At 72.5% G+C, this 19405-nt stretch carries 23 protein-coding genes; 6 read left to right on the top strand and 17 right to left on the bottom strand.

Annotated elements, in window-relative coordinates; all coding sequences use genetic code 11:
- The 4 genes from BUB97_RS26955 to BUB97_RS19155 all read right to left on the bottom strand — a co-directional run.
- Nucleotides 1–687, bottom strand: a protein-coding gene (locus BUB97_RS26955; protein WP_245818367.1) for an IS5 family transposase whose coding sequence is annotated in 2 segments (ribosomal slippage) — nucleotides 1–357 and nucleotides 357–687 — 688 coding nt annotated over the 2 segments. Because the reading frame shifts where the segments join, the coding sequence is not laid out codon by codon here. This gene is flagged as partial in the annotation.
- Nucleotides 688–870: 183 nt separating this feature from the next.
- Nucleotides 871–1053, bottom strand: coding sequence for a hypothetical protein (locus BUB97_RS19165; RefSeq protein WP_073137725.1), 183 nt, complete (start codon nucleotides 1051–1053; stop codon nucleotides 871–873).
- Nucleotides 1054–1059: 6 nt separating this feature from the next.
- Nucleotides 1060–1674, bottom strand: coding sequence for an HNH endonuclease (locus BUB97_RS19160; RefSeq protein ID WP_408906145.1), 615 nt, complete (start codon nucleotides 1672–1674; stop codon nucleotides 1060–1062).
- A gap of 176 nt (nucleotides 1675–1850) precedes the next feature.
- Complete coding sequence (locus tag BUB97_RS19155) at nucleotides 1851–2516, bottom strand: alpha/beta hydrolase (RefSeq protein ID WP_073137724.1); 666 nt, start codon at nucleotides 2514–2516, stop codon at nucleotides 1851–1853.
- A 45-nt stretch (nucleotides 2517–2561) separates the two neighbouring features.
- On the opposite strand from BUB97_RS19155, the gene gluQRS reads away from it, so the two are divergent.
- Entirely contained in the window at nucleotides 2562–3422 is an 861-nt protein-coding gene (gluQRS, locus tag BUB97_RS19150) for a tRNA glutamyl-Q(34) synthetase GluQRS (protein ID WP_073137722.1), read from the top strand.
- A 3-nt stretch (nucleotides 3423–3425) separates the two neighbouring features.
- Here gluQRS and BUB97_RS19145 read toward each other — a convergent pair whose 3' ends face one another.
- The 5 genes from BUB97_RS19145 to BUB97_RS19125 all read right to left on the bottom strand — a co-directional run bounded on the left by BUB97_RS19145 (nucleotide 3426) and on the right by BUB97_RS19125 (nucleotide 8598).
- On the bottom strand, nucleotides 3426–5459 hold the full coding sequence (locus BUB97_RS19145; protein WP_073137720.1) for a PAS domain S-box protein: 2034 nt from the start codon (nucleotides 5457–5459) through the stop codon (nucleotides 3426–3428).
- Nucleotides 5460–5520: 61 nt separating this feature from the next.
- On the bottom strand, nucleotides 5521–6405 hold the full coding sequence (locus BUB97_RS19140; RefSeq protein ID WP_073137718.1) for a PhzF family phenazine biosynthesis protein: 885 nt from the start codon (nucleotides 6403–6405) through the stop codon (nucleotides 5521–5523).
- Nucleotides 6406–6445: 40 nt separating this feature from the next.
- Nucleotides 6446–7252: an ABC transporter substrate-binding protein gene (locus BUB97_RS19135; RefSeq protein ID WP_175562684.1), complete on the bottom strand. Its 807-nt coding sequence runs from the start codon at nucleotides 7250–7252 to the stop codon at nucleotides 6446–6448.
- Nucleotides 7253–7254: 2 nt separating this feature from the next.
- Entirely contained in the window at nucleotides 7255–8226 is a 972-nt protein-coding gene (locus BUB97_RS19130; RefSeq protein WP_073137717.1) for a tripartite tricarboxylate transporter substrate-binding protein, read from the bottom strand.
- A gap of 81 nt (nucleotides 8227–8307) precedes the next feature.
- Nucleotides 8308–8598 carry a 4a-hydroxytetrahydrobiopterin dehydratase gene (locus BUB97_RS19125; RefSeq protein WP_073137715.1) on the bottom strand — a complete coding sequence of 97 codons (291 nt, stop codon included), beginning with the start codon at nucleotides 8596–8598 and terminating at the stop codon, nucleotides 8308–8310.
- A gap of 55 nt (nucleotides 8599–8653) precedes the next feature.
- Here BUB97_RS19125 and BUB97_RS19120 point away from each other — a divergent pair, with 55 nt between their 5' ends.
- A complete protein-coding gene (locus BUB97_RS19120) occupies nucleotides 8654–9061 on the top strand; it encodes a metallopeptidase family protein (protein WP_245818366.1) in 408 nt (135 codons plus the stop codon).
- 14 nt (nucleotides 9062–9075) lie between these two features.
- On the opposite strand, the gene BUB97_RS19115 is transcribed toward BUB97_RS19120, so the two are convergent.
- Both BUB97_RS19115 and BUB97_RS19110 read right to left on the bottom strand, forming a co-directional pair.
- Nucleotides 9076–9417: an ArsR/SmtB family transcription factor gene (locus tag BUB97_RS19115; protein ID WP_073137713.1), complete on the bottom strand. Its 342-nt coding sequence runs from the start codon at nucleotides 9415–9417 to the stop codon at nucleotides 9076–9078.
- Nucleotides 9392–9850, bottom strand: coding sequence for an SRPBCC family protein (locus BUB97_RS19110; RefSeq protein WP_073137711.1), 459 nt, complete (start codon nucleotides 9848–9850; stop codon nucleotides 9392–9394). Before BUB97_RS19110 ends, BUB97_RS19115 begins: the two co-directional genes overlap by 26 nt.
- A 143-nt stretch (nucleotides 9851–9993) precedes the next feature.
- Here BUB97_RS19110 and BUB97_RS19105 point away from each other — a divergent pair, with 143 nt between their 5' ends.
- Both BUB97_RS19105 and BUB97_RS19100 read left to right on the top strand, forming a co-directional pair.
- Nucleotides 9994–10782 carry a histidine phosphatase family protein gene (locus tag BUB97_RS19105; protein ID WP_073137709.1) on the top strand — a complete coding sequence of 263 codons (789 nt, stop codon included), beginning with the start codon at nucleotides 9994–9996 and terminating at the stop codon, nucleotides 10780–10782.
- The gene (locus tag BUB97_RS19100; RefSeq protein ID WP_073137707.1) at nucleotides 10779–11660 is read left to right on the top strand and encodes an NAD(P)H-hydrate dehydratase; all 882 of its coding nucleotides are present in this window, start codon (nucleotides 10779–10781) and stop codon (nucleotides 11658–11660) included. Before BUB97_RS19105 ends, BUB97_RS19100 begins: the two co-directional genes overlap by 4 nt.
- A gap of 11 nt (nucleotides 11661–11671) precedes the next feature.
- Here the strand turns inward: BUB97_RS19100 and BUB97_RS19095 are convergent, their stop codons facing one another.
- The 5 genes from BUB97_RS19095 to BUB97_RS19075 all read right to left on the bottom strand — a co-directional run bounded on the left by BUB97_RS19095 (nucleotide 11672) and on the right by BUB97_RS19075 (nucleotide 15461).
- Nucleotides 11672–12646 (bottom strand): hypothetical protein, encoded by a 975-nt coding sequence (locus BUB97_RS19095; RefSeq protein WP_073137705.1) that lies wholly within the window; start codon nucleotides 12644–12646, stop codon nucleotides 11672–11674.
- Between the two features lie 300 nt (nucleotides 12647–12946).
- Nucleotides 12947–13600, bottom strand: a complete 654-nt coding sequence (locus BUB97_RS19090) for a uracil-DNA glycosylase family protein (RefSeq protein WP_408906144.1) — start codon at nucleotides 13598–13600, stop codon at nucleotides 12947–12949.
- The gene (gene cobB, locus BUB97_RS19085; RefSeq protein ID WP_073137703.1) at nucleotides 13591–14301 is read right to left on the bottom strand and encodes a Sir2 family NAD+-dependent deacetylase; all 711 of its coding nucleotides are present in this window, start codon (nucleotides 14299–14301) and stop codon (nucleotides 13591–13593) included. The genes BUB97_RS19090 and cobB overlap by 10 nt, the downstream gene beginning before the upstream one ends.
- Before the next feature lie 30 nt (nucleotides 14302–14331).
- On the bottom strand, nucleotides 14332–14868 hold the full coding sequence (thpR, locus tag BUB97_RS19080; protein ID WP_073137701.1) for an RNA 2',3'-cyclic phosphodiesterase: 537 nt from the start codon (nucleotides 14866–14868) through the stop codon (nucleotides 14332–14334).
- A 5-nt stretch (nucleotides 14869–14873) separates the two neighbouring features.
- The gene (locus BUB97_RS19075; RefSeq protein ID WP_073137699.1) at nucleotides 14874–15461 is read right to left on the bottom strand and encodes an arylesterase; all 588 of its coding nucleotides are present in this window, start codon (nucleotides 15459–15461) and stop codon (nucleotides 14874–14876) included.
- 70 nt (nucleotides 15462–15531) lie between these two features.
- Between BUB97_RS19075 and BUB97_RS19070 the strand changes: the two genes are divergently transcribed.
- Complete coding sequence (locus BUB97_RS19070) at nucleotides 15532–16269, top strand: ABC transporter ATP-binding protein (protein WP_073137697.1); 738 nt, start codon at nucleotides 15532–15534, stop codon at nucleotides 16267–16269.
- Nucleotides 16266–18782 carry an ABC transporter permease gene (locus BUB97_RS19065; RefSeq protein ID WP_073137695.1) on the top strand — a complete coding sequence of 839 codons (2517 nt, stop codon included), beginning with the start codon at nucleotides 16266–16268 and terminating at the stop codon, nucleotides 18780–18782. The genes BUB97_RS19070 and BUB97_RS19065 overlap by 4 nt, the downstream gene beginning before the upstream one ends.
- 10 nt (nucleotides 18783–18792) lie before the next feature.
- On the opposite strand, the gene BUB97_RS19060 is transcribed toward BUB97_RS19065, so the two are convergent.
- Nucleotides 18793–19392, bottom strand: coding sequence for an EAL domain-containing protein (locus BUB97_RS19060; RefSeq protein WP_073137693.1), 600 nt, complete (start codon nucleotides 19390–19392; stop codon nucleotides 18793–18795).
- Nucleotides 19393–19405 lie beyond the last annotated feature (13 nt).

Here is a 19405-nt window from a genome sequence, read left to right as displayed (position 1 = left end):
AGCGGATTGCGATGCGTCGCCAGTCCTTGGGTCGGCCGAAGGCGATCTCGATGCGGTGGCGCAGGCGGTAGAGCGCCTTGTCGTAGGGGATGGGCTGCTTGCGGTTCTTCTTGGGCGGGATGCAGGCGGCGATGCCGCGCTCGGCGAGAGCGGTGCGGAACGGGTTGCTGTCGTAGCCGCGGTCGGCGATCAGCTCGCGGGCCTTGGGCAGGACAGGGGCGAGGATGTTGGCGCCCTTTTGGTCATTCATCTGGCCTTCCGAGAGCATCATGACGATGAGGCGGCCCTGGCCGTCGCAGACGGCGTGGAGCTTGGAGTTCAGCCCGCCCTTGGTGCGGCCGATGCACCGGCCAGGCGCCCCCTTTTGAGGAGGCTGGCCGCGGTGCGGTGAGCCTTCAGGTGGGTGCTGTCGATGATCAGGCGGTCGGGCTCGCCCGCCTCGCCGGCCAGCGCCGCGAAGATGCGGCTGAACACGCCCATGCGGCTCCAGCGGACGAAACGGTTGTAGAGGGTCTTGTGCGGGCCATAGCCAGGCGGGGCATCGCGCCAGCGCAGCCCGCCCTGGATGACGAAGACGATGCCACTGAGGACACGGCGGTCGTCCACGCGTGGGATGCCATGCGAGCGCGGGAAGTAAGGCTGGATGCGCCGCATCTGAGCCGGGGTGAGCAGGAACGGGACGGACATCGGGGCACCTCCGCCCCGCTCAGAATCACGCCCGCCCGCGTCGCCGCAAGCAAATTAATGGGTCCTGAGCCTAGAAAAAGATGATGGTGAGGGTCCGGGGAGAGGAAGAATTCCTTCTTCCTCTCCCCGGGACAGACCGAGAGCGCAGAACAAGGGCCCCCAGCGGCAAAAACCGCGCGGCGCTCAGAGATGCGGGAGCCGCGGCCGGGGCACCCGTTCCGTGCGCAACGCGTCGGGCCAGCCGACATAGCGTTCCACCAGCACGAGCCCCAAGGCGAGGCCGAGGGCGACCATCATCACGATGAGCTTCGTGCGCGAGGGCGGGTTTCGCCACAGGCGCCACATGAAGAAGAGGAGGCGGTCCACCCCGGGTCAGCTCTCCAGCTCGCTGTCCCAGTAGAGGTAGTCGCGCCAGCTTTCATGCAGGTGGTTGGGCGGGAAGGCGCGGCCGTTCTCCTGCAGTTCCCAGGAGGTGGGCTGGCGCGGCACCTGCCGGGGATGCATGCCGATCTCGCGCGGGAGCTTGGAGCCCTTGCGCAGGTTGCAGGGCCCGCAGGCGGCAACGACGTTTTCCCAGGTGGTGCGGCCGCCGCGGCTGCGGGGGATCACGTGGTCGAAGGTGAGGTCCGGGGCGGGCCGGTCGGCGCCGCAATACTGGCACTCGAAGCGGTCGCGCAGGAACACGTTGAAGCGGGTGAAGGCCGGGCGGCGCGCGGCGGGGATGTATTCCTTGAGCGCGATGACGCTGGGCAGGCGCATCGTCAGGCTCGTGGAATGCACCTCGGTCTCGTACTCGTTCAGCACCGAGACGCGGTCGAGGAAGACCGCCTTCACCGCATCCTGCCAAGACCAGATGGAGAGCGGGAAATAGGAGAGGGGGCGGAAGTCGGCGTTCAGGACGAGGGCAGGGAAGGACCGCCCCCCGATGGGTGAGCCGAAGGCGGGAAGATCGCCGTAGTCGCCGCCGAGAGTCGAACCGTCTGGCACGCGCTGCTCCTTGCCGGAGGCGCGGCACCACCATGGCTGGGGCTCGGCCGGGCGGTCGGGCCCCAGATGAAGTGGCGCCGCCCCGAACGAGCGGGAGGATGACAGCGCCGGACGGGGGGTGCAACTCGCCCCTCGCGCAGCTTCACCGGACCTTCACGCGCGCCCCTGCGCCCGGCTCAGGCCCCGGGCAGGCCTGCCGCCGCGCGCTGCAGGAACAGCGCCCCCGCGGCGAGACCCGCATCGTCTATCCCATGGGCGAGTCGCGGGGAGTACACGGCCTCCACCGGCACGCCCGCGTCGCGCAGCTCTCGTTCCGCCATGCGGCTTCCGGCGGCCGGCACCACCTGGTCCGCCTCGCCATGCACGAGGAGCACGGGCGGGCGGCCACGGAGCTCCGCGCCGAGGGACTCGGACGCCAGCAGCATGCCGGAGAAGGCGAGGATGGCGGCCGGCGGGGTCGCCCGGCGCAGGCCGCAGAACAGCGCGGTCATGGCGCCCTGGCTGAAGCCCATCAGCATCACATGCGTCTCCGGCAGGCCGGCGGCGGCGCATTCATGGGCGATGGCGGCATCCAGCGCCGGGCAGACCGCGCGCACCCCCGCTTCCAGCCGCGCCGGGGTGCGGTCCATCAGGTCGAACCACTGCCGGCCGAAGGGCGCGCCCTGATAGGGGGTGGGGGCGTGGGGGGAGATGAACAGCGCATCCGGCACCGCCTGGGACCACCGCGGGGCGAGGTCGATCAGGTCGTTCCCGTCGGCCCCCACGCCATGCAGCAGGAAGACGATCTGCTTCGGCTTGCCCTTCGAGGCGGGGCCCCAGCGCGGTCCGTCCAGCTCGGCCATCGGTGCTTTCCTTTGTGCTGCCACCCGGCTAACCCGGCCCGCGCGATGGCAGCAAGCCCCCCTCCCGCCGGGATCGTCACCCGCTTCGCGCCCAGCCCCACGGGATACCTCCATCTCGGCCATGCCCATTCCGCGTTGATCGCCTGGCGGGCGGCGCGGGAGGCCGGCGGCCGCTTCCTGCTGAGGATCGAGGATATCGACCGCACCCGCTGCCGCCCGGAATTTGCCGAGGCGCTTCTGGAGGACCTCGCCTGGCTAGGCCTGGACTGGGACGGGCCCGTCCGCGTGCAGTCCGCGCATTTCGACGACTACCGCGCCGTGCTGGACGGGCTCTCGGCGCGCGGGCTGCTCTACCCCTGCTTCTGCACCCGCGCCGATATCGCGCGGGAGGTGGCGGCCATCGGCGCCGCGCCGCATGGGCCGGAGGGCGCGCTGTACCCCGGCACCTGCCGGCGGCTTTCGGCGGATGAACGCGCGGCGCGCATCGTCTCGGGTGCGCCCTACGCGCTGCGGCTCGACATGGCGGCGGCGCTGTCCGCGGTCGGGACGCCGCTCTTCTTCGAGGAAAGGGGCGAGGGACGGCTGCGCTGCGACCCCGCGCGCTTCGGCGACGTGGTGCTGGCGCGCAAGGACACGCCCGCCTCCTACCACCTCTGCGTGACCCATGACGACGCGCTGCAAGGCGTCACGCTGGTCACGCGGGGCGAGGACCTGAAGCCGGCAACCGAGCTGCACCGGCTGCTCCAGGCGCTGATGGGCTGGCCGGCGCCGGCCTATCGGCACCACGCGCTGATGCTGGGGCCGGACGGGAAGCGGTTGGCCAAGCGGGACGGCGCCGTGGCGTTGCGCGCTCTCCGCGCGGCGGGCCGTAGCGCGGCCGAGATCCGCGCCCTGGCCGGTGGCTGACGCTCAGCCCGGCTCTCGGCCAGGGTCGAGCGGCACCATCATCTCGCAGACCAGCCCCGGCCCGGACCAGTCCATCCGCACCTGCCCACCGAGCTGGCCGCGCAGCGTGCCGTCCAGCATGCGCGAGCCGAAGCCCCGATGCCCGGGCTGGCCGGCCAGGGCGGGGCCGCCGCTTTCCTCCCAGCGCAGGTGCAGCCGGCCGTCCGGCCCGCCTTCCAGCCACCAGCCGATCCGCAGCCGCCCGGCTGGGGAGGAAAGGGCGCCGTGCTTGGCGGCATTCGTCGCCAGCTCATGCACCGCCATGGCGAGGGGTTGGGTGGCGCGGGCCGGCAGCGTCACGGGCGGACCTTCCAGCCGCGCCCGGGCCTCGTCCCCGACGAGGAAGGGCCCCACTTCGCCGGAGAGGAGGGCGCGCAGGTCGGCGCCCGTCCAGCGATCCTCCGCCAGCAGGGTCTGTGCCCGCGCCATGGCGGCCACCCGTCCCTCGATGGCGCGGCGATAGGAGGGAACGTCCTCGGCGCGCGTGAGGCGGAGCGCGGCCTGCACGACGGAAAGGGCGTTCTTCGCGCGGTGGTCCACCTCCCGCATCAGCAGGGCTCGCCGGGCCTCGGCGGCCTTGCGCCCGCTGATATCCTGCGCGACGCCGGCCAGCCGGGTGGGGAGATCGGTCTCGGCGTCGCGCTCCACCGCCGCGCCGAAGGAGCTGACCCAGGCCCAGTCTCCCTCGGACGTGCCTTCCGGACGGCGCACGCGGAACTCGGCCGCGAAGCGCGGGGCTTCGCCGCGCATCACGGTCCAGAACCGCTCCCTCACCGGGGCCCGGTCCTCCGGGTGGATGCTCCGGAGCCAGGCCTCCAGGTCGAAGCCCTCTCCGGGCACCACCGGCAGCTCCTGCGTCAGCGGGCCGGCGCGCGTGCCGGTGCCGCGGACCAGGTCGAACTCCCAGGTGCTGAGCCGCGCCGCCTCGATCGCAAGGCGCAGGCGGGCATCGCTGGCGCGCAGCGCGGCCTCGGCCGCCTTTCGGGCGGTGATGTCGAGATGGGCGCAGTAGGTCACATCGCGCCCGCCCAGGCGGATGCCCTGCACGCGCACCATCACGTCCCGGATCTCGCCGCCGCGGGTGCGGTGGCGGGCCTCGAAGCTCTGCAGCCCCGGCGCGATGGTCCCGGCGCGGCCGCGGGCGCGGATGGCGGCGGAATCGCCCAGCGCATCCACATCCGCGATCGAGAGGCGCGTGAACTCCTCCCGCGTGTAGCCATAGGTCGCGCAGGCATAGGCGTTGACGTCCAGCACCGCATGGCTGACGGGGTCGATGAGGAAAACGGCGAAGGGAGCCAGCTCGAACAGGGTGCGGTGGCGTTCCTCGCTTTCGCGCAGCGCGGCCTCGGCGCGGGCGCGGCCGACCGCGTCCCAGGTGCGTTCGGCCGCCTCGCGCAGGAGCGTCGCCTCGGCGGAGCTCCAGCGCCGCGGCGCGGGCTCGTGCACATACAGGATGGCCGTGAGGCGGCCCGCCTTGACCAGGGGCGCGACGATCAGCGCGCGGGTGCCGATGCTGGCCCATGTGGCCGCCTGCTGCTCTCCCTCGGCGCGCGGGTCGGTGCGGCAATCCTCCACCACCAGCACGCGGCCGGCGCGCAGCTCCGCGATCAAGGGGGCGCCGAAGCCGTCCAGCAGCCGTGCCCCGCCCGCCAGGCTGGGGACGGTCCCATCCGTCCAGTCGCGTTCGACCCGCACCACCTCGCCAGCGGCGTCGATCTCGCCATAGCCGGCGCGGGCGGCACCCAGCTCGCGGCCGAGCATGCCGGAGGCGGCCACCATGGCCTCCACCGGATCGGTCAGGTCCCGCAGCTGCTCGTCCAGCGCGATGCGGAAGGCACGGCGCGGATCGGCCTCGCCGCGCTCCTGCTCCTCCAGCAGGCGCAGGGCGGCGCGCAGCGCCTCGTCGGCATCTTGATAGCGGCCGGAGGCGAGGCGGTCGGCCAGCAGGGCTTCGGTCTCCGCCGTCATCGCGGGAACGGGCTGGGTCCGGGGGGGCATCGCCGGCAGGGGCCCTCCAGGCCCGTCCATGTCAAGCGTCCGCGTCAAACAACCGCGGGGCTCAGAGCAGCGCCGCGCCCCGCAGCACGGGCACGCAGCCCCCGCCGACGGTCGCGCGGATGCCATCCGCCGCGCGGTGGGCCCGCGTGCGCAGCAGGCTGGGGCGGCCCATCTCGACGCCCTGGGTGATGTCCAGCCGCGCCTCCGTTTCCCCGGAGAGGGAGAGGAGCAGGGCGGCGAGCGGCGTGGCGGCACTGCCCGTCGCCGCGTCCTCTACCGTCCCGCCGAGCGGTGCGAACATGCGGGCCCGGACGGCTCCGGGCCCGGCATGGGCGTAGAGATAGAGGCTCCCACGCCCCTTCAGCCCGGGATGCGCCTCCACCAGCCGGCGGAAGGCGGCGAAGTCGGGCTGGGCTCGGGGGAGCGCCTCGGGCTCCACCTCCGCAAGGATGAAGGGGTTGCCGGTGCCGGCATGGACCGGCGGATGCGCCGTGCTGCGGACGGCCGCCTCCTCCAGCCCGGCGCAGGCGGCGATGGAGGCGGCGGGGAAGCGCTCGCCGAGGGAGAGAGGCTGCGGTGCGGCGATGGTGGTGCCGACCACGCCGCCCGTCGCATCGCGCTCCACCAGGATCTCGACGAGGCCGGCGATCTCCTCGAAGACGAGGCGGTCCGCCCCGTCCTGCTGGGCGAGCACGAAGCCTGTGCCGACATTCGGGTGGCCGGCGAAGGGCATCTCATACTGCCGGGTGAAGATCCGCACTCGCGCGGTATGGGCGGGGTTCTCCGGCGGAAGGACGAAGGTCGTCTCGCTCAGGTTGAACTCGGCGGCCAGGGCCTGCATCTCGGCATCGGAAAGGCCGCGCGCGTCCGGAAACACCGCCAGCTGGTTGCCGCCGAAGCGGCGGTCCGTGAAGACGTCGACGGTGACGAAGGGGAAGGTTCGCATGGCGCGATCCTAACCCCACCGCCCGGCTTGTCGAAGGCGCCTAGCCTGCCGCCGGCGCCACGGCCGCGTCGGCCTGGCCGCTCGCCGCCAGGGCCCGGGCCACGAAGCCGGAAGCCTTCATCTCCTCGACGAAGGCCCGGAGCCAGGGCAGGGCCGCGTCCCGCCCCTGGGGGATCCCGACGGCCTGCTCGATCACCATGAACCGCCCGGGGATGACCCGCATCTCCGGATGCGCCCGGGCGTAGTCCACCAGCGGCTGCTTCACCCCCGCGACCGCATCCAGCCGGTCGCGCCGGAAGAGCTCCACCGCCTCGGGGGAGCTGGGGGCCCGGACCAGCTCCGCGCTGCGGAGCGCGCGGGTGAGGTAGAGGTCATAAGCGCTGCCCCGGCCCACCGCGACGCGCAGCCCCGGCCGGTCCACATCCTCGATCGCCCGCAGCGGCGAGGCCTGGGGCACGAGATAGGTGCCCTCGATCACCACATAGGGCGCGGAGAACAGGATTCCCTGGGCGCGCACCGGGTCCACGGCCAGGAAGCACAGGTCCCAGGCACCCCGCCTTCCCGCGTCGGTCACCTTCCCGGCCGCGTCGTAGGTGATGAAGCGGATGGGCAGGCCCAGGCGGCGGCCCAGCTCGGCCGCCAGCTCCACCGAGACGCCGCGGGGCGCCCCTGTGGCGGGGTCGGGCTGGGCCAGGACCGGGTTGCCGAAGTTGATGGCCACCCGGAGCGTTCCGCCGGGCGCCAGGGCCGTGGCGATCTCGGCGGGCGGGGTCTGGGCTGTGGCCATGCCGGATGAGAGCACGGCCAGCCCGCCCAGGGCGAGGCCGCGACGCCGGACCTCCAGCATACTCAGGCCGCCTGCGGCTGGATGCCGGCCTTCCGGGCCGCATCGCCCCACTTCTCCATCTCCGCCTGCACGAAACGGCGGGTCTCCTCGGGGGTGGAGCGGACCACCTCGGCGCCGAGGGTATCGTGCCGGGCCTTCACATCCGGGCGCATCACCGCCGCGCCGCAATCCGCCGAAATCTTCGCGGCCAACGCCTCGGGGATCCCGGCCGGGCCGATCACCATGCCCCAGGTCGAAGCCTCGAAGCCCGGCATGAAGGCCTCGCCCAGCGTCGGCACGTCCGGCAGCTGCGGCGCGCGGACGGCTCCGGTGGTGGCCAGCGCCTTGAAGTTGCCGGACTGGATATGGGAGAGCGCCGCCGGCACCGTGTCGAACATGATGTCCACCCGGCCCGCCATGATGTCCGGATGGGCCTGCGTGGAGCCGCGATAGGGCACATAGGTCATCTCGATCCCCGCGCGCTGGGCGAAGAGGAGCGGCGCGAGGCGCACCACGCCCGAGGTGCCGGCGAAGGTGACCTGGTTGGCGCCGCTGGCCTTGGCGCGGGTCACCAGCTCGGCCGGCGTGCTGGCCGGGAAGTTCTTGCCGGCGACGAGGACGAGCGGGGTCTTCGTGGTGAGGGTGAGGAAGGAGAAGTCCTTCATCGTGTCATAGGGCAGCCGGTAGAACGCGGCGTTCACGGGATGCCCGACCGAGACGGGGGAGAGGGTGTGCCCGTCCGGCGCGGATTTCGCGACCACCTCGGTGCCGATGATGCCGTCCGCGCCCGCGCGGTTCTCCACCGGCACGGGCTGGCCCCATTGGGCGGCCAGCGGCTCGGCGATCAGCCGCGCGGTGATGTCGGACACGCCGCCCGGCGTGTAGGGCACGACCATGCGCACGGCGCGCGTCGGAAAGCTCGTCCCCTGCGAGAGGGCGGGCCGCCCGAGAAGCAGGGCGGGCGCGGCCAGGGCGGCGCGGCGGGTGATCGGCATGGCATTCCTCTCCTCCGCCGTGCTCTCGGCGGTTGCGGAGGAGGTTGCCCGCGCTTGGCCCCCGCGCGCAACCGGGACGCGTCAGCCGAGTAGCGCGTCGATCGCCTGGGCCATGCGGATATCGCGCTCGCTGAGGCCGCCCGCATCATGGGTCGTGAGGGTGATCTCCACCCGGTTCCACACATTGGACCATTCGGGGTGATGGTCCTGGGTTTCGGCCAGCAGAGCGACGCGGGTCATGAAGCCGAAGGCCTCGGAGAAGTCGCGGAAGCGGAGCTCGCGCCGGATCGCATCCCGGCCCGGCGTCGGCGCCCAGTGCGGCAGGAGCCCGGCCAGCGCGTCGCGGCGGGGCTGGGAGAGAGGCTCGACCATGATCGTTTCTGGAGTTTCTCTTGACCGGTCCGCCCTTATGCCCCCCTTGGGCGACATGACGAAGACCGAGATGCGCTGGGGCGCGCCGCCGAGCGCCGAGGACCTGGCCGAGCTGGCGGAGACCGCCTTCGCCGCCATTCCTGCCCCGCTGCGCGAGGCCGTGCGCGGCACCGTCATCCTGGTGGAGGAGCTGCCGGATGACGAGACGCTGGAGGCCATGGGCCTCGAGCACCCCTGGGAGCTGACCGGCCTCTACCGCGGCACGCCCCTGACCGAGAAGTCCGTGCTGGACGCGCCCATGGAGCCGGACACCATCCTGCTCTACCGCGAGCCCATCCTGGTGGAATGGGTCGAGAGCGGCGAGGACCTGTTTCGCTTGGTGCGCAACGTGCTGATCCACGAAATCGCCCATCATTTCGGCTATTCCGAGGAAGGCATCGCGCGGCTGGAGGGCGAGGGCTAAGGCAGCAGCCCCCTTCAGTCCGGGCGCTGCACGAAGGCGCGCAGCCGCTCCAGCGCCTCGTCCCAGCGGGCGGAAACCTCATCGAGATAGGAACGCGCCCGTGCCACCGGGCCGGGGGCGAAGGCGAAGCGGCTCTCGCGCCCGACACGGATGTTGCTCACCAGCCCCGCGCCCTCCAGCACGCGCAGGTGCTTGGTCACGGCCTGGCGCGTCATGCCCGCATCGGCGGAAAGGCTGGCGATCGAGCGCGGCTGCCCGTCGCTGAGCGTGGACAGCAGCGCCAAGCGCGTCGGGTCGCCGAGGGCGGAGAAGACCGGCGCCGGATCCCCGTCAGCCGGCGGGCTGGAGCTCGACATGGTGCTGGATATTCCGGAGCTGATGCGGCCAGCCCTCGCTGTTCATGCGGAAGGCCTCGGGGCGGCGCATGGCGGGCAGGGCGTCGAAGCCTGACTCGGTGGCGGTGAGGCGCGTGCCGCCCGGGATCGTTTCCAGCCGGAATTCGACGAGGGTCATCGTCTCCCCGCTGTAATCCACCGCCGGGTCCACGGCATAGGGGTGCCAGCGATAGGCGAAGAGGTGCTGCGGCTCCATCCGCTCCACCACCGCCTCCCAGCGCACATGCTCGTAGCCTGGAATGGTGATGCGGCCGGTCGAGACCTCCCCGGGGATGAAGGGGCCGTCGATCCGCGCGCCGAACCAGGCGCCAAAGGATTCGTGGTCGGTCAGCGCGCGCCAGACGCGCTCCTGCGGCGCCTTGAGCTCGATGGTCTTCTCGATGCGGTCGGACATGAATGCAACCTCCTGGTTGCGCGAACCGTGCCAAGCCGAGGCGCTATTTGCAACCGAAAAGTTGCGTTTCGAGGCCAGCCCATGCTGTCCCGCGTCTAACCCGCCCGGGCGCGCGGCGTTGGGGCTGGCAGAGAGGACTTCCCATGCCCGATCGCCACCATCCCAGGCCATCTCAGCGATGGCCCGACACGCTCTGGATCGTCCGCCATGGCGAGAGCGCGGGGAATGTCGCGCGCGACGAGGCACACCGAAACAACGCCGCCCGGATCGCGCTGGAAGGACGGGACGTGGACGTGCCGCTGAGCGCGCTGGGGCAGGAGCAGTCCCGCTCCCTCGGGCTGTGGTTTGCCTCCCTGCCACAAGAGCAGCGGCCCGAGGTGGTGTTGTGCTCGCCCTACCGGCGCGCGCGGCAGACGGCCGCGCTGGTGCATGAAACCGGCGGGCTGCCGCTGGAGCGTGAGGACTTCGTCATCGACGAGCGGCTGCGCGAGAAGGAGTTCGGCGTGCTGGACGGGCTGACCACGCTCGGCATCCGCGACGTGCATCCGGACCAGGCGGAGTTCCGCCGCATCCTCGGCAAGTTCTACCACCGTCCGCCCGGCGGCGAATCCTGGTGCGACGTGATCCTGCGGCTGCGCTCCGCGCTCGACACGATCAGCCTGCACCATGGGGGCCGCCGCGTGCTGATCGTCGGGCACCAGGTGGTGGTGCTGTGCCTCCGCTACCTGCTGGAGAACATGACGGAGGAGGACATCCTCGCGATCGACCGCGAGAGCGACGTGCCGAATTGCGGCATCACCGAATACCGCTTCGACCCCGCCAAGGGCGCGACCGGCTCGCTGCAGCTTGCCCGCTACAACTTCGTGGCGCCGCTCCAGCGTGAGGGAACGCCGGTCACGGCCGAGCCCGACGCCAAGGCGGTGGGCGCGTGACGCTGATCGACGCGGCCTGGCTCCGGGCGCATCCGCTGCCCTTCCCGGCCCAGGACGACGACAAGTCGCAGCGCGGCACGGTGCAGGTGGTCGGTGGATGCTCCGAGGTGCCTGGCGCCGTGCTGCTGGCGGGGGAGGCCGCGCTGCGCGCCGGCGCGGGCAAGCTGCGCCTCGCCACCGTGCGGTCCATGGCGCCGCATCTGGCCATGGCGATGCCGGAGGCGCTGGTGATTGCCCTCGATGAGACGGAGGACGGCTGCATCGGGCCGGGGGCCGCCCGCGCGCTGGTGCCGCGGCTCGGCGCCTGCGCCGCGCTGCTGATCGGGCCGGGCCTGCCGGGCGAGGGAGCGGAGGCGCTGGTCGGCGCCCTGCTCGGCGGCATCGAACCCGGCCTCGGCGTTGTGCTGGATGCCGGTGCGCTGAGCGACCTCGCGGCACGCCCCGAAGCCCTGCGGCGCCATGCCGGCCGGAGCGTGGTGACGCCCCATGCCGGGGAAATGGCGAGCATCCTCGGCATCCCGAAGGAGGAGGTCTCCGCCGATCCGCTGACGGCGGCCCGGCGTGCCGCGGCGGTGCTGGGCGCCGTGGTGGCCATGAAAGGCGGACAGACCTGGGTGGTCGCGCCGGACGGCCAGGCCCTGTTCTGCGACCACGGGCTTGTGGGCCTGGCCACCTCCGGCTCCGGCGACACCCTGGCCGGGATCGTCACCGGGCTGCTCGCCCGCGGCACGCCGCCGATGCAGGCCACCGCCTGGGCGGTCTGGCTGCATGCCGAGGCGGGGCATCGCCTCGCGCGGCGTATCGGCCCGCTCGGCTTCCTGGCGCGGGAGCTTCTGGCCGAGGTGCCGGCCGTCATGGCCGATCTCTCCGCGCGGTAGGATCAGGGCCTTCAGGGCGGCCAAGGGATCGGGCGCAGGTTCTCGTTCGGCCTCGGGCGCCGGAAGTTCGTCCAGCTGCGGCAGTCCACCATGGCCCAGCCGGGGCCGGGAGCGGTGGAGAAGGGCACGGAGCCGCAGCGGCCCGTCTCCGCGAACCAGGCGGCCCGCTCCGGGGTGCGCGGCACATGCGCGGCCTGGTCCCAGCGCTCCCACCGGACCATGCCGAGCCCGCGCGCGTGCCAGAAGCGCTCAAGGTGCCAGGCATCGGCGATGGTCGCGCCGCCATAATGCTCGGAGACGATCACATCCATCTTCACTTCGCGCGGCCGCGCATCGTCGTGGAAGCGGACGGGCAGACGCATCGTCTCGCGCCGCCAGCGGGTCAGGGCGGAATCGAAGGCCGTGGGGCAGGCGTCGGGCGCATCGGCGATCCGCAGCCGCGCCACGCGCTGCGCCCATAGGCCGCGCGGCACATCCGGGCCGAAGATGAGCCAGCCCGCGGCCGGCGCCGCCCCGGGCCGGCAATCCGGGGAGAGGAACCACTGGAGCCGGCTCGGCTTCCCGCCATCCTGCGTGACCACGAAATCGGCGCCCAGCGGGCCCAGCACCGCCACCTGGCCGCCATCCATCGGGTCCAGCCGCCCGAAGGCGAGCGATCCGCCGCCGACATCGAAGGTCTGGATCGCCGCCTCCTGCCCCGCGAAACGGCCCAGCACGGCGTCGGAGGCCATGTAGCCCTCCGGCTGGGCGGCGGCATGGGCGGTGCCGGGCCAGTCGGTCTTGCGCCAGGCGAGCACTTCTCCCTGGCGCATGGGGCGGCGCTGGTCACAGCCGAGCTCGAACGGCAGCCGGCCCCGAAGCGGGCGATCGGCCTCGTCGAAACAGGCGGACTGGACGAGGAAATCCATCGCCTCCACCCGGTCGAGCGGCTCCGCCCGGAGTGGCCATGCGATTCCGATGAGGAGGAGAAGCGCGGCGCGGTTCATGCTGTCCTTCCGGAGGTTTTCAGGGCTTCGCGTTTGAGGGCTCCGCCCTCAACCCGCCAAGGGCCTGAGCCCCTTGGAACCCCGTCTGACTGCCGTGGATACGATGATCGAAGGGGTCTCGGGTTACTGGGCGCGTTTCCTGCCGTTGCAGTCGCCTCGGGTCCATGACCCGAGGCGCACCGTCAGCCGAGTGATTCCAAGCTTCTAGAAAAAGATGATGGTGAGGGACCTGGGGGGAGGCAGAATTCCTTCTCCCTCTTCCCAGGACAGACCAACAGCGAAGAACAAACCCCGCCAGGATCAATCCCCCAGCGCCCGCGCCACCTCGCGGCGCAGGGCGGGGATGACCTCGGTATCGAACCAGGGGTTCCGCTTCGCCCAGACGAGCGTGCGCCAGGACGGGTGGGGCAGGGGGAAGTGCATCGGTAGGGTTTCCGCGTAGCGTTCGATGCGCTCGGCGAAGGGCATGCCGCGCCCGAGCACGAATCGCACCGCATGGGCGCCGACGAGGAGGCGCAGCCGTGGGGCGGCGAAGAGGGGCAGGAGGCGTGGGTGCCACAGCGGCGCGCATTCCGGGCGGGGCGGCCGGTCGCCGCCGCGCGGCTCGCGGCCGGGGTAGCACATGCCCATCGGCATGATGGCGACCAGGGTCGGGTCGTAGAAGCGGTCCTTGCCCAGTCCGAGCCAGTCGCGCAGCCGTTCGCCGGAGGCGTCCTCGAACGGGATGCCGGAGAGATGCGCCTTGGTACCGGGCGCCTGGCTGGTGATGACGATCCGCGCCTGGGCGTGCAGCTGGTGGATCGGGCGCGGGCCGAGCGGCAGATGGGGCGCGCAGAGGGTGCAGGCGCTGGCGGCCGCGGCGGCCTCCGCCATTTCCGCCCCGGGTCGCAGGCCGGGGTCGCGGGCGGGCGTGCCGGGTGGCGCGGCGGGCGGGGCGGGGCGGATCAGCCCCATTTCGCCAGCATCTCCCGCACGAAGGCGGGCACGAGCTGGGTGGCGGGGCCGTGGCGCGCCTCGTCGAAGAGATGGCTGCCCTCGCTGGGCTCCAGGTTCAGCTCCAGCGTGTCGGCGCGGTGGCGTACCTCCCGCACGAAGCCGGCCGCAGGATAGACGGCGCCGGAGGTGCCGATGGAGACGAAGAGGTCGCATCCCTCGAGCGCCGCGCCGATGCGCTCCATTTCCAGCGGCATCTCGCCGAACCAGACGACATGCGGGCGCATCCCGCCGGCGCGGCCGCAGGCGGGGCAGGGCGTTTCGGCCGTGAGGTCGCCCGGCGCGTGGCTCACGGCCGCGCAATGCAGGCAGCGCGCCTTGGCGAGTTCCCCATGCATATGGACCAGGCGCTTCGAGCCCGCGCGGTCATGCAGGTCGTCCACATTCTGGGTGACGAGAAGGAAGTCGGCGGGCCAGCGCGCTTCCAGCTCCGCCAGCGCCTCATGCGCCGCGTTCGGGCGCAGGGACGGGTCGCGCAGCTGGGCGCGGCGGGCGTTGTAGAAGCCCTGCACCAGGGCGGGGTCGCGGGCGAAGGCCTCGGGCGTCGCCACATCCTCGATGCGGTGGCGGGCCCAGATGCCGTCCGCGTCGCGGAAGGTGTGCAGGCCGGATTCGCGGGAAATGCCGGCGCCGGTCAGGATGACGATCTTTGGAGGGGCCATATCCTCCCGGAGATCGGGTCGGATCAGCCTTCAGGCAAGCTCGTATTCGACCTCCGGCACATAGACCGGGTTCTCCTTGCCCAGGCGCGAGGAGAAGAGGGTGAAATGCTCCATGGCCACGGGCGGCGCGCGGAACAGGTTGTGCGACTGCACCCAGGAGACGAGCTTGTCCGGCGGGGCGCGGTCGGTGCGGGCCAGCGTGACATGCGGGGCGAAGCGGCGCCGCTCGGCGTCCAGCCCTACGCGCTGCAGCGCGGTCTCGATCTTCGCCTGCAGATGCGTCAGCCCTTCCGACTTCTCGACCCCGACCCAGAGGGTCTGGATCTTCCCGGCCTTCTCGAAGGTGCCGACCCCGCGCAGGCAGAGGTCGAAGGGACGGCAGCGGATGGCCGAGAGCGCCTCGTCCACCTCGTCGGCGCGCCAACCCTCCACCTCGCCGATGAAGCGGAGGGTGAGGTGGTAGTTCACGGGTGGAACCCACCGCGCGCCCTGGATGCCGCCGGCCAGCATCGAGAGCTGCGTCCGAAGGGATTCGGGCAGGGCGAGGGCGACGAAGAGGCGGACCATGGGGCTTAGGCGGGCCTCACCTTGCTGAGCAGCGTCTCGACGGCGGGCGTCATGCGACGGACCATCTCGTCAACGCCTTGCGGGTTGGGGTGGATGCGGTCGGGCTGGTTCAGCGCGGGGTCCCCCGCCACGCCGTCCAGCAGGAAGGGGTAGAAGACGACATCGGGGTTCTCGCGGGCGAGGGTCTGGAAGACCTCGGCGAATTCCCGGCCGTAATCGGCGCCCAGATTGGGCGGGGCGAGCATGCCCGCCAGCAGGGTGGGCAGGTTCCGCGCCTTCAGCATGTCGAGGATGGCCTTGAGGTTGGCCTGGCTGTTGCGGGGCTCGACCCCGCGCAGCCCGTCATTGCCGCCAAGCGCCACGATCACCGCATCCGGCCGCTCCGCCAGCGCCCATTCCAGCCGCGCGCGCCCGCCGGCTGTCGTGTCTCCCGAAACCCCGGCGTCGATCACCGTCACCGCCCGGCTCCTGGCCCGCAGGGCGGCCTCCAGCTTGGCCGGCAGGCCTTCCGGCCGGGCGAGGCCATAGGCGGCCGTGATGCTGTCCCCCAGCATCAGCAGCCGGATGGGGCGCGGGGACTGCGCCTGGGCCATCCCGTTCAGACACAGAACGAAACCCGCGCTCCCCCTAACAAGGAGCCTCCGGCGCCCCAATCTCGCCTCCATGCCGGACTCCCTGACCCAGACCCCGGCCGCCGCGGATGCGACGGCCGGCAAGCCCCTGATTGACGCACGCTCACTGGCCTTCAGGGTGGTGGGGGCAGGGGGGGAGGTCAACATCCTCCGGGGCGTCGATCTTTCGGTGGCGCCGGGGGAGGCGGTCGGGATCGTCGGGCCCTCGGGCTCGGGGAAGACCTCCCTCCTGATGCTTCTCGCGGGGCTGGAACGGGCAACGGGCGGCACCCTCCGCGTGGCCGGGAAGGATCTGGCGGCGCTGGACGAGGACGCGCTGGCGCGCTTCCGGCGGGACAGCCTGGGCATCGTCTTCCAGGCCTTCCACCTCGTTCCCACCATGACAGCGCTGGAGAACGTGGCCATCCCGCTGGAATTCGCCGGGCGGCCCGATGCCTTCGACCGGGCGGCCGAGGCCCTGCGCTCCGTCGGGCTGGGCCACCGGCTCTCCCATTATCCCGGCCAGCTCTCGGGCGGCGAGCAGCAGCGCGTCGCCCTCGCCCGCGCCTTCGTGGCCGAGCCCGCCCTCCTCCTGGCCGACGAGCCCACGGGCAACCTGGACCGCGCGACGGGCGAGAGGGTGATGGACCTGCTCTTCGGCCTGCGGGAGCGCTTCGCGACCACCCTCGTGCTCATCACCCATGACCCCTCGCTCGCCGCCCGCTGCGAGCGGCAGGTGCGGGTGGAGGATGGGCGGATCGTCTCCGACTCACGGGCCGTTCCCGCATGAGCAACTGGAGCCTGGGCTGGCGCCTCGCGCGGCGGGAGCTGCGCGGCGGCGTGCGGGGCCTGCGGATTGTCCTCGCCTGCCTGGCGCTGGGCGTGGCCGCCATCGCGGCGGTGGGCACCCTGCGCGCCGCGGTGGAGGCGGGGCTAGAGGCGGATGGCGCCCGGCTGCTGGGCGGCGACGTGGTCGCCGCCAATTCCCGCCCGTTCCCGCCGGAGGCACGGGCCTGGATCGAGGCGCAGGGCGGGCGCGTGGCCGAGCTGGTCCTGATGCGCGCCATGGCCGTTGCGCCCTCGGGCGAGCGGACGCTGGTGGAGCTGAAGGCCGCCGATACCGCCTATCCGCTGTATGGCGTCCTGGAACTCGACCCGCCGGGTCCGGTCGGCACCGGGGCGAACGGCCTGCCCCCGGTGGTGATGGACCCCCTGGTGGCGCAGCGCCTCAACCTCGCGCCCGGGGCCGAGCTGCGGATCGGCGAGGCGCGCTTCGCCTATCGCGGCGGGCTGGTTTCCGAGCCGGACAAGGTGGCCGGCCCGGCGGTGCTGGGGCCGCGCGCGCTGATCCCCCTGGCATCGCTGGACGCGGCGGGGCTGATCCAGCCCGGCAGCCTCGTGACCTATGAGATCCGGGCCGCGCTGCCGCCGGGCACGGATGGGCGTGCCTTCGCCTCCGCGCTGCGCAACCAGCCCTTCGCGGATGGCGGCTGGCGCGTGCGGGAGGCCTCGCAGGGGCAGCCCGGCGTGAACCGCTTTCTCGACCAGGCGGCCTCCTTCCTCGTCCTCGCCGGGCTCACCGCGCTGCTCGTCGGCGGCATCGGCGTCGCCACCGGCGTGCGGTCCTGGCTGGAGCAGCGGGGGCGCACCATCGCCACGCTGCGCTGCCTCGGCGCGCCGGCCGGCGCCATCTTCGCGACCTATCTAATCCAGGTGATCGGGCTGGCCCTGCTGGGCATCGCGATCGGGCTGGTGGCCGGCTACGGGCTGACCTGGGCGGCGGCCCTAGCGCTGGCCGATGCGCTGCCCGTGCCGCCCCGCCTTGGCTTCTATCCGCTGCCGCTCGCGCTGGCCGCCGCCTACGGGATGCTCACCGCCCTGGCCTTCGCGCTTTGGCCGCTCGGCCGGGCGCAGGACATTCCGGGCGCCGCGCTGTTCCGGGACAATATCCAGCCCGTGGCCGGCGCGCGCCCGCGCATCGGGCTCATCCTGGCGAATGCCGCCGCGGTGGCGTTGCTGGTGGCGCTGGTTGTCGGCACGGCGGAGCGGCCGCTCTTCGCGCTGTCCTTCTGCGCGGCCGCGCTGGCGACGCTGGGACTCTTCCGCGTCGCCGCGGCGGGCCTGCAGGCGGTCGCCCGGCGGATTCCAGCGCGCAGCCGCCCCTCGCTGCGCCTCGGTCTCGCCAACCTGCACCGGCCCGGCGCGCCCACGGCGCTCATGCTCGTCTCCCTCGGCATCGGGCTGACGACCCTTGCGGCCATCGCGCTGATCCAGGGCAACCTTCGCTACCAGATCAGCGAGAGCCTGCCGGATGCCGCGCCCTCCTTCTTCTTCATCGACGTGCAATCCGACCAGGCGGCGGAGTTCGATCGGGTCGCGGGCGCCGTTCCGGGCGTGACGGAGGTGAAGCGCGTGCCCTCGCTGCGGGCGCGCATCGCCGCCGTGAACGGCGTGCCGGTGGAGCAAGTGCAGGCGACGGAGGAAACGCGCTGGGCCCTGCGCGGGGACCGCGGCCTGACCTATGCCGCCACGCCGCCGGAGGGCACGCGGATCGTGCAGGGGCAATGGTGGGCGGCGGATTACCGGGGCGAGCCGCTCGTCTCCCTGGATGACCGGCTGGCGCGCGGCTGGAATGCCGGCCCGGGCTCCACCATCACCGTCAACGTGCTGGGGCGCGACATCCCCCTGCGCGTCGCTTCCACCCGTGACATCGAGTGGCGCGGCCTGGGGCTGAACTTCACGATGATCGCCTCCCCCGGGATGCTGGAGGCGGCACCGCACACGCATATCGCCACGGTGCGCGGCGACCCGGCGCGGGACGCTTCGCTGCTGCGGGCGGTGACAGATGCCTTCCCCAACGTCACCGGCATCCGCGTGCGCGACGCGCTGGATGCGCTGGGCGCGCTGTTGCGCCGGCTCGGCACCGCGCTGTCCTCCACGGCGGCCCTCACGCTCCTCTCCGGCCTTCTCGTGCTCGCGGGGGCGGTGGCCGCGGGGCAGCGGCGGCGGATCCGGGATGCGGTGGTGCTGAAGACGCTCGGCGCGACGCGGGCGCAGATACGCCGTGCCTGGCTGGTGGAATTCGGCCTGCTCGGCCTCGTCGCCGGGATCGTCGCCGCGGCGGTGGGCACGGCGGCCTCCTGGGGCGTGACGCGCTTCGTGATGCGGGCGGACTGGACCTTCCTGCCTGGCACGCTGGCCGGCACGATCATCCTCTGCGTCGTGCTCACCCTGGCGATGGGCTATGCGGGCACGGCTCTCGCCCTTCGCGCCAAGGCGGCACCGCTGCTGCGGAACGAATGAGGAGCGGCGGTCAGGACGGAACGGGGACGGGCCAGCGGATCTCCGCTTCCGGGACGAGGTCCTCGAACAGGGGGCGCGCGAAGTAGAAGCCCTGCATGAAGCGCACCCCCGCGCCGCGCAGCGCCTCGACCTCGCCGATGCGCTCCACGCCTTCCGCCACCAGCTTCACGCCGATTGCGGAGGCCAGCCCGACCATGCTGGCGACGATGGCGAGGCGGATGCGGTCCGTGTCGCAGTCCTTCACCAGGGCGCGGTCGAGCTTCACGCAGTCCGGCCGCAACGCGGCGAGGCGGGCCAGGCCGGAATAGCCCGTGCCGAAATCATCGAGCGCGATGCCGAAGCCGTGGCGACGGTATTCGGTGATGATGGAGAGCATGTGCCCCACATCGGCGATGCGCTCATCCTCTGTCAGCTCGAAGGTCAGCCGGTCGAGCGGAAAGCCGGTGCGCGCGGCGGCGTCCAGCGTGCGGCGGATGCAGGCCCGGGGCTCATAGACGGCATTGGGCCTGGCCAGTATGACGCCGGCCCCCTCGCCCTGGGGGCCGCGCACCAGCGCCTCATGGGAATCGATCCGGCTGTCCCGCAGGTCGATGATGGGCTGGAAGGCCATGGTAAAGGGGAAG

This window comes from Muricoccus roseus, assembly GCF_900141905.1.
In the GTDB taxonomy this organism is placed as follows: domain Bacteria; phylum Pseudomonadota; class Alphaproteobacteria; order Acetobacterales; family Acetobacteraceae; genus Roseomonas; species Roseomonas rosea.
This window is presented reverse-complemented; position numbering and strand designations above follow the sequence as displayed.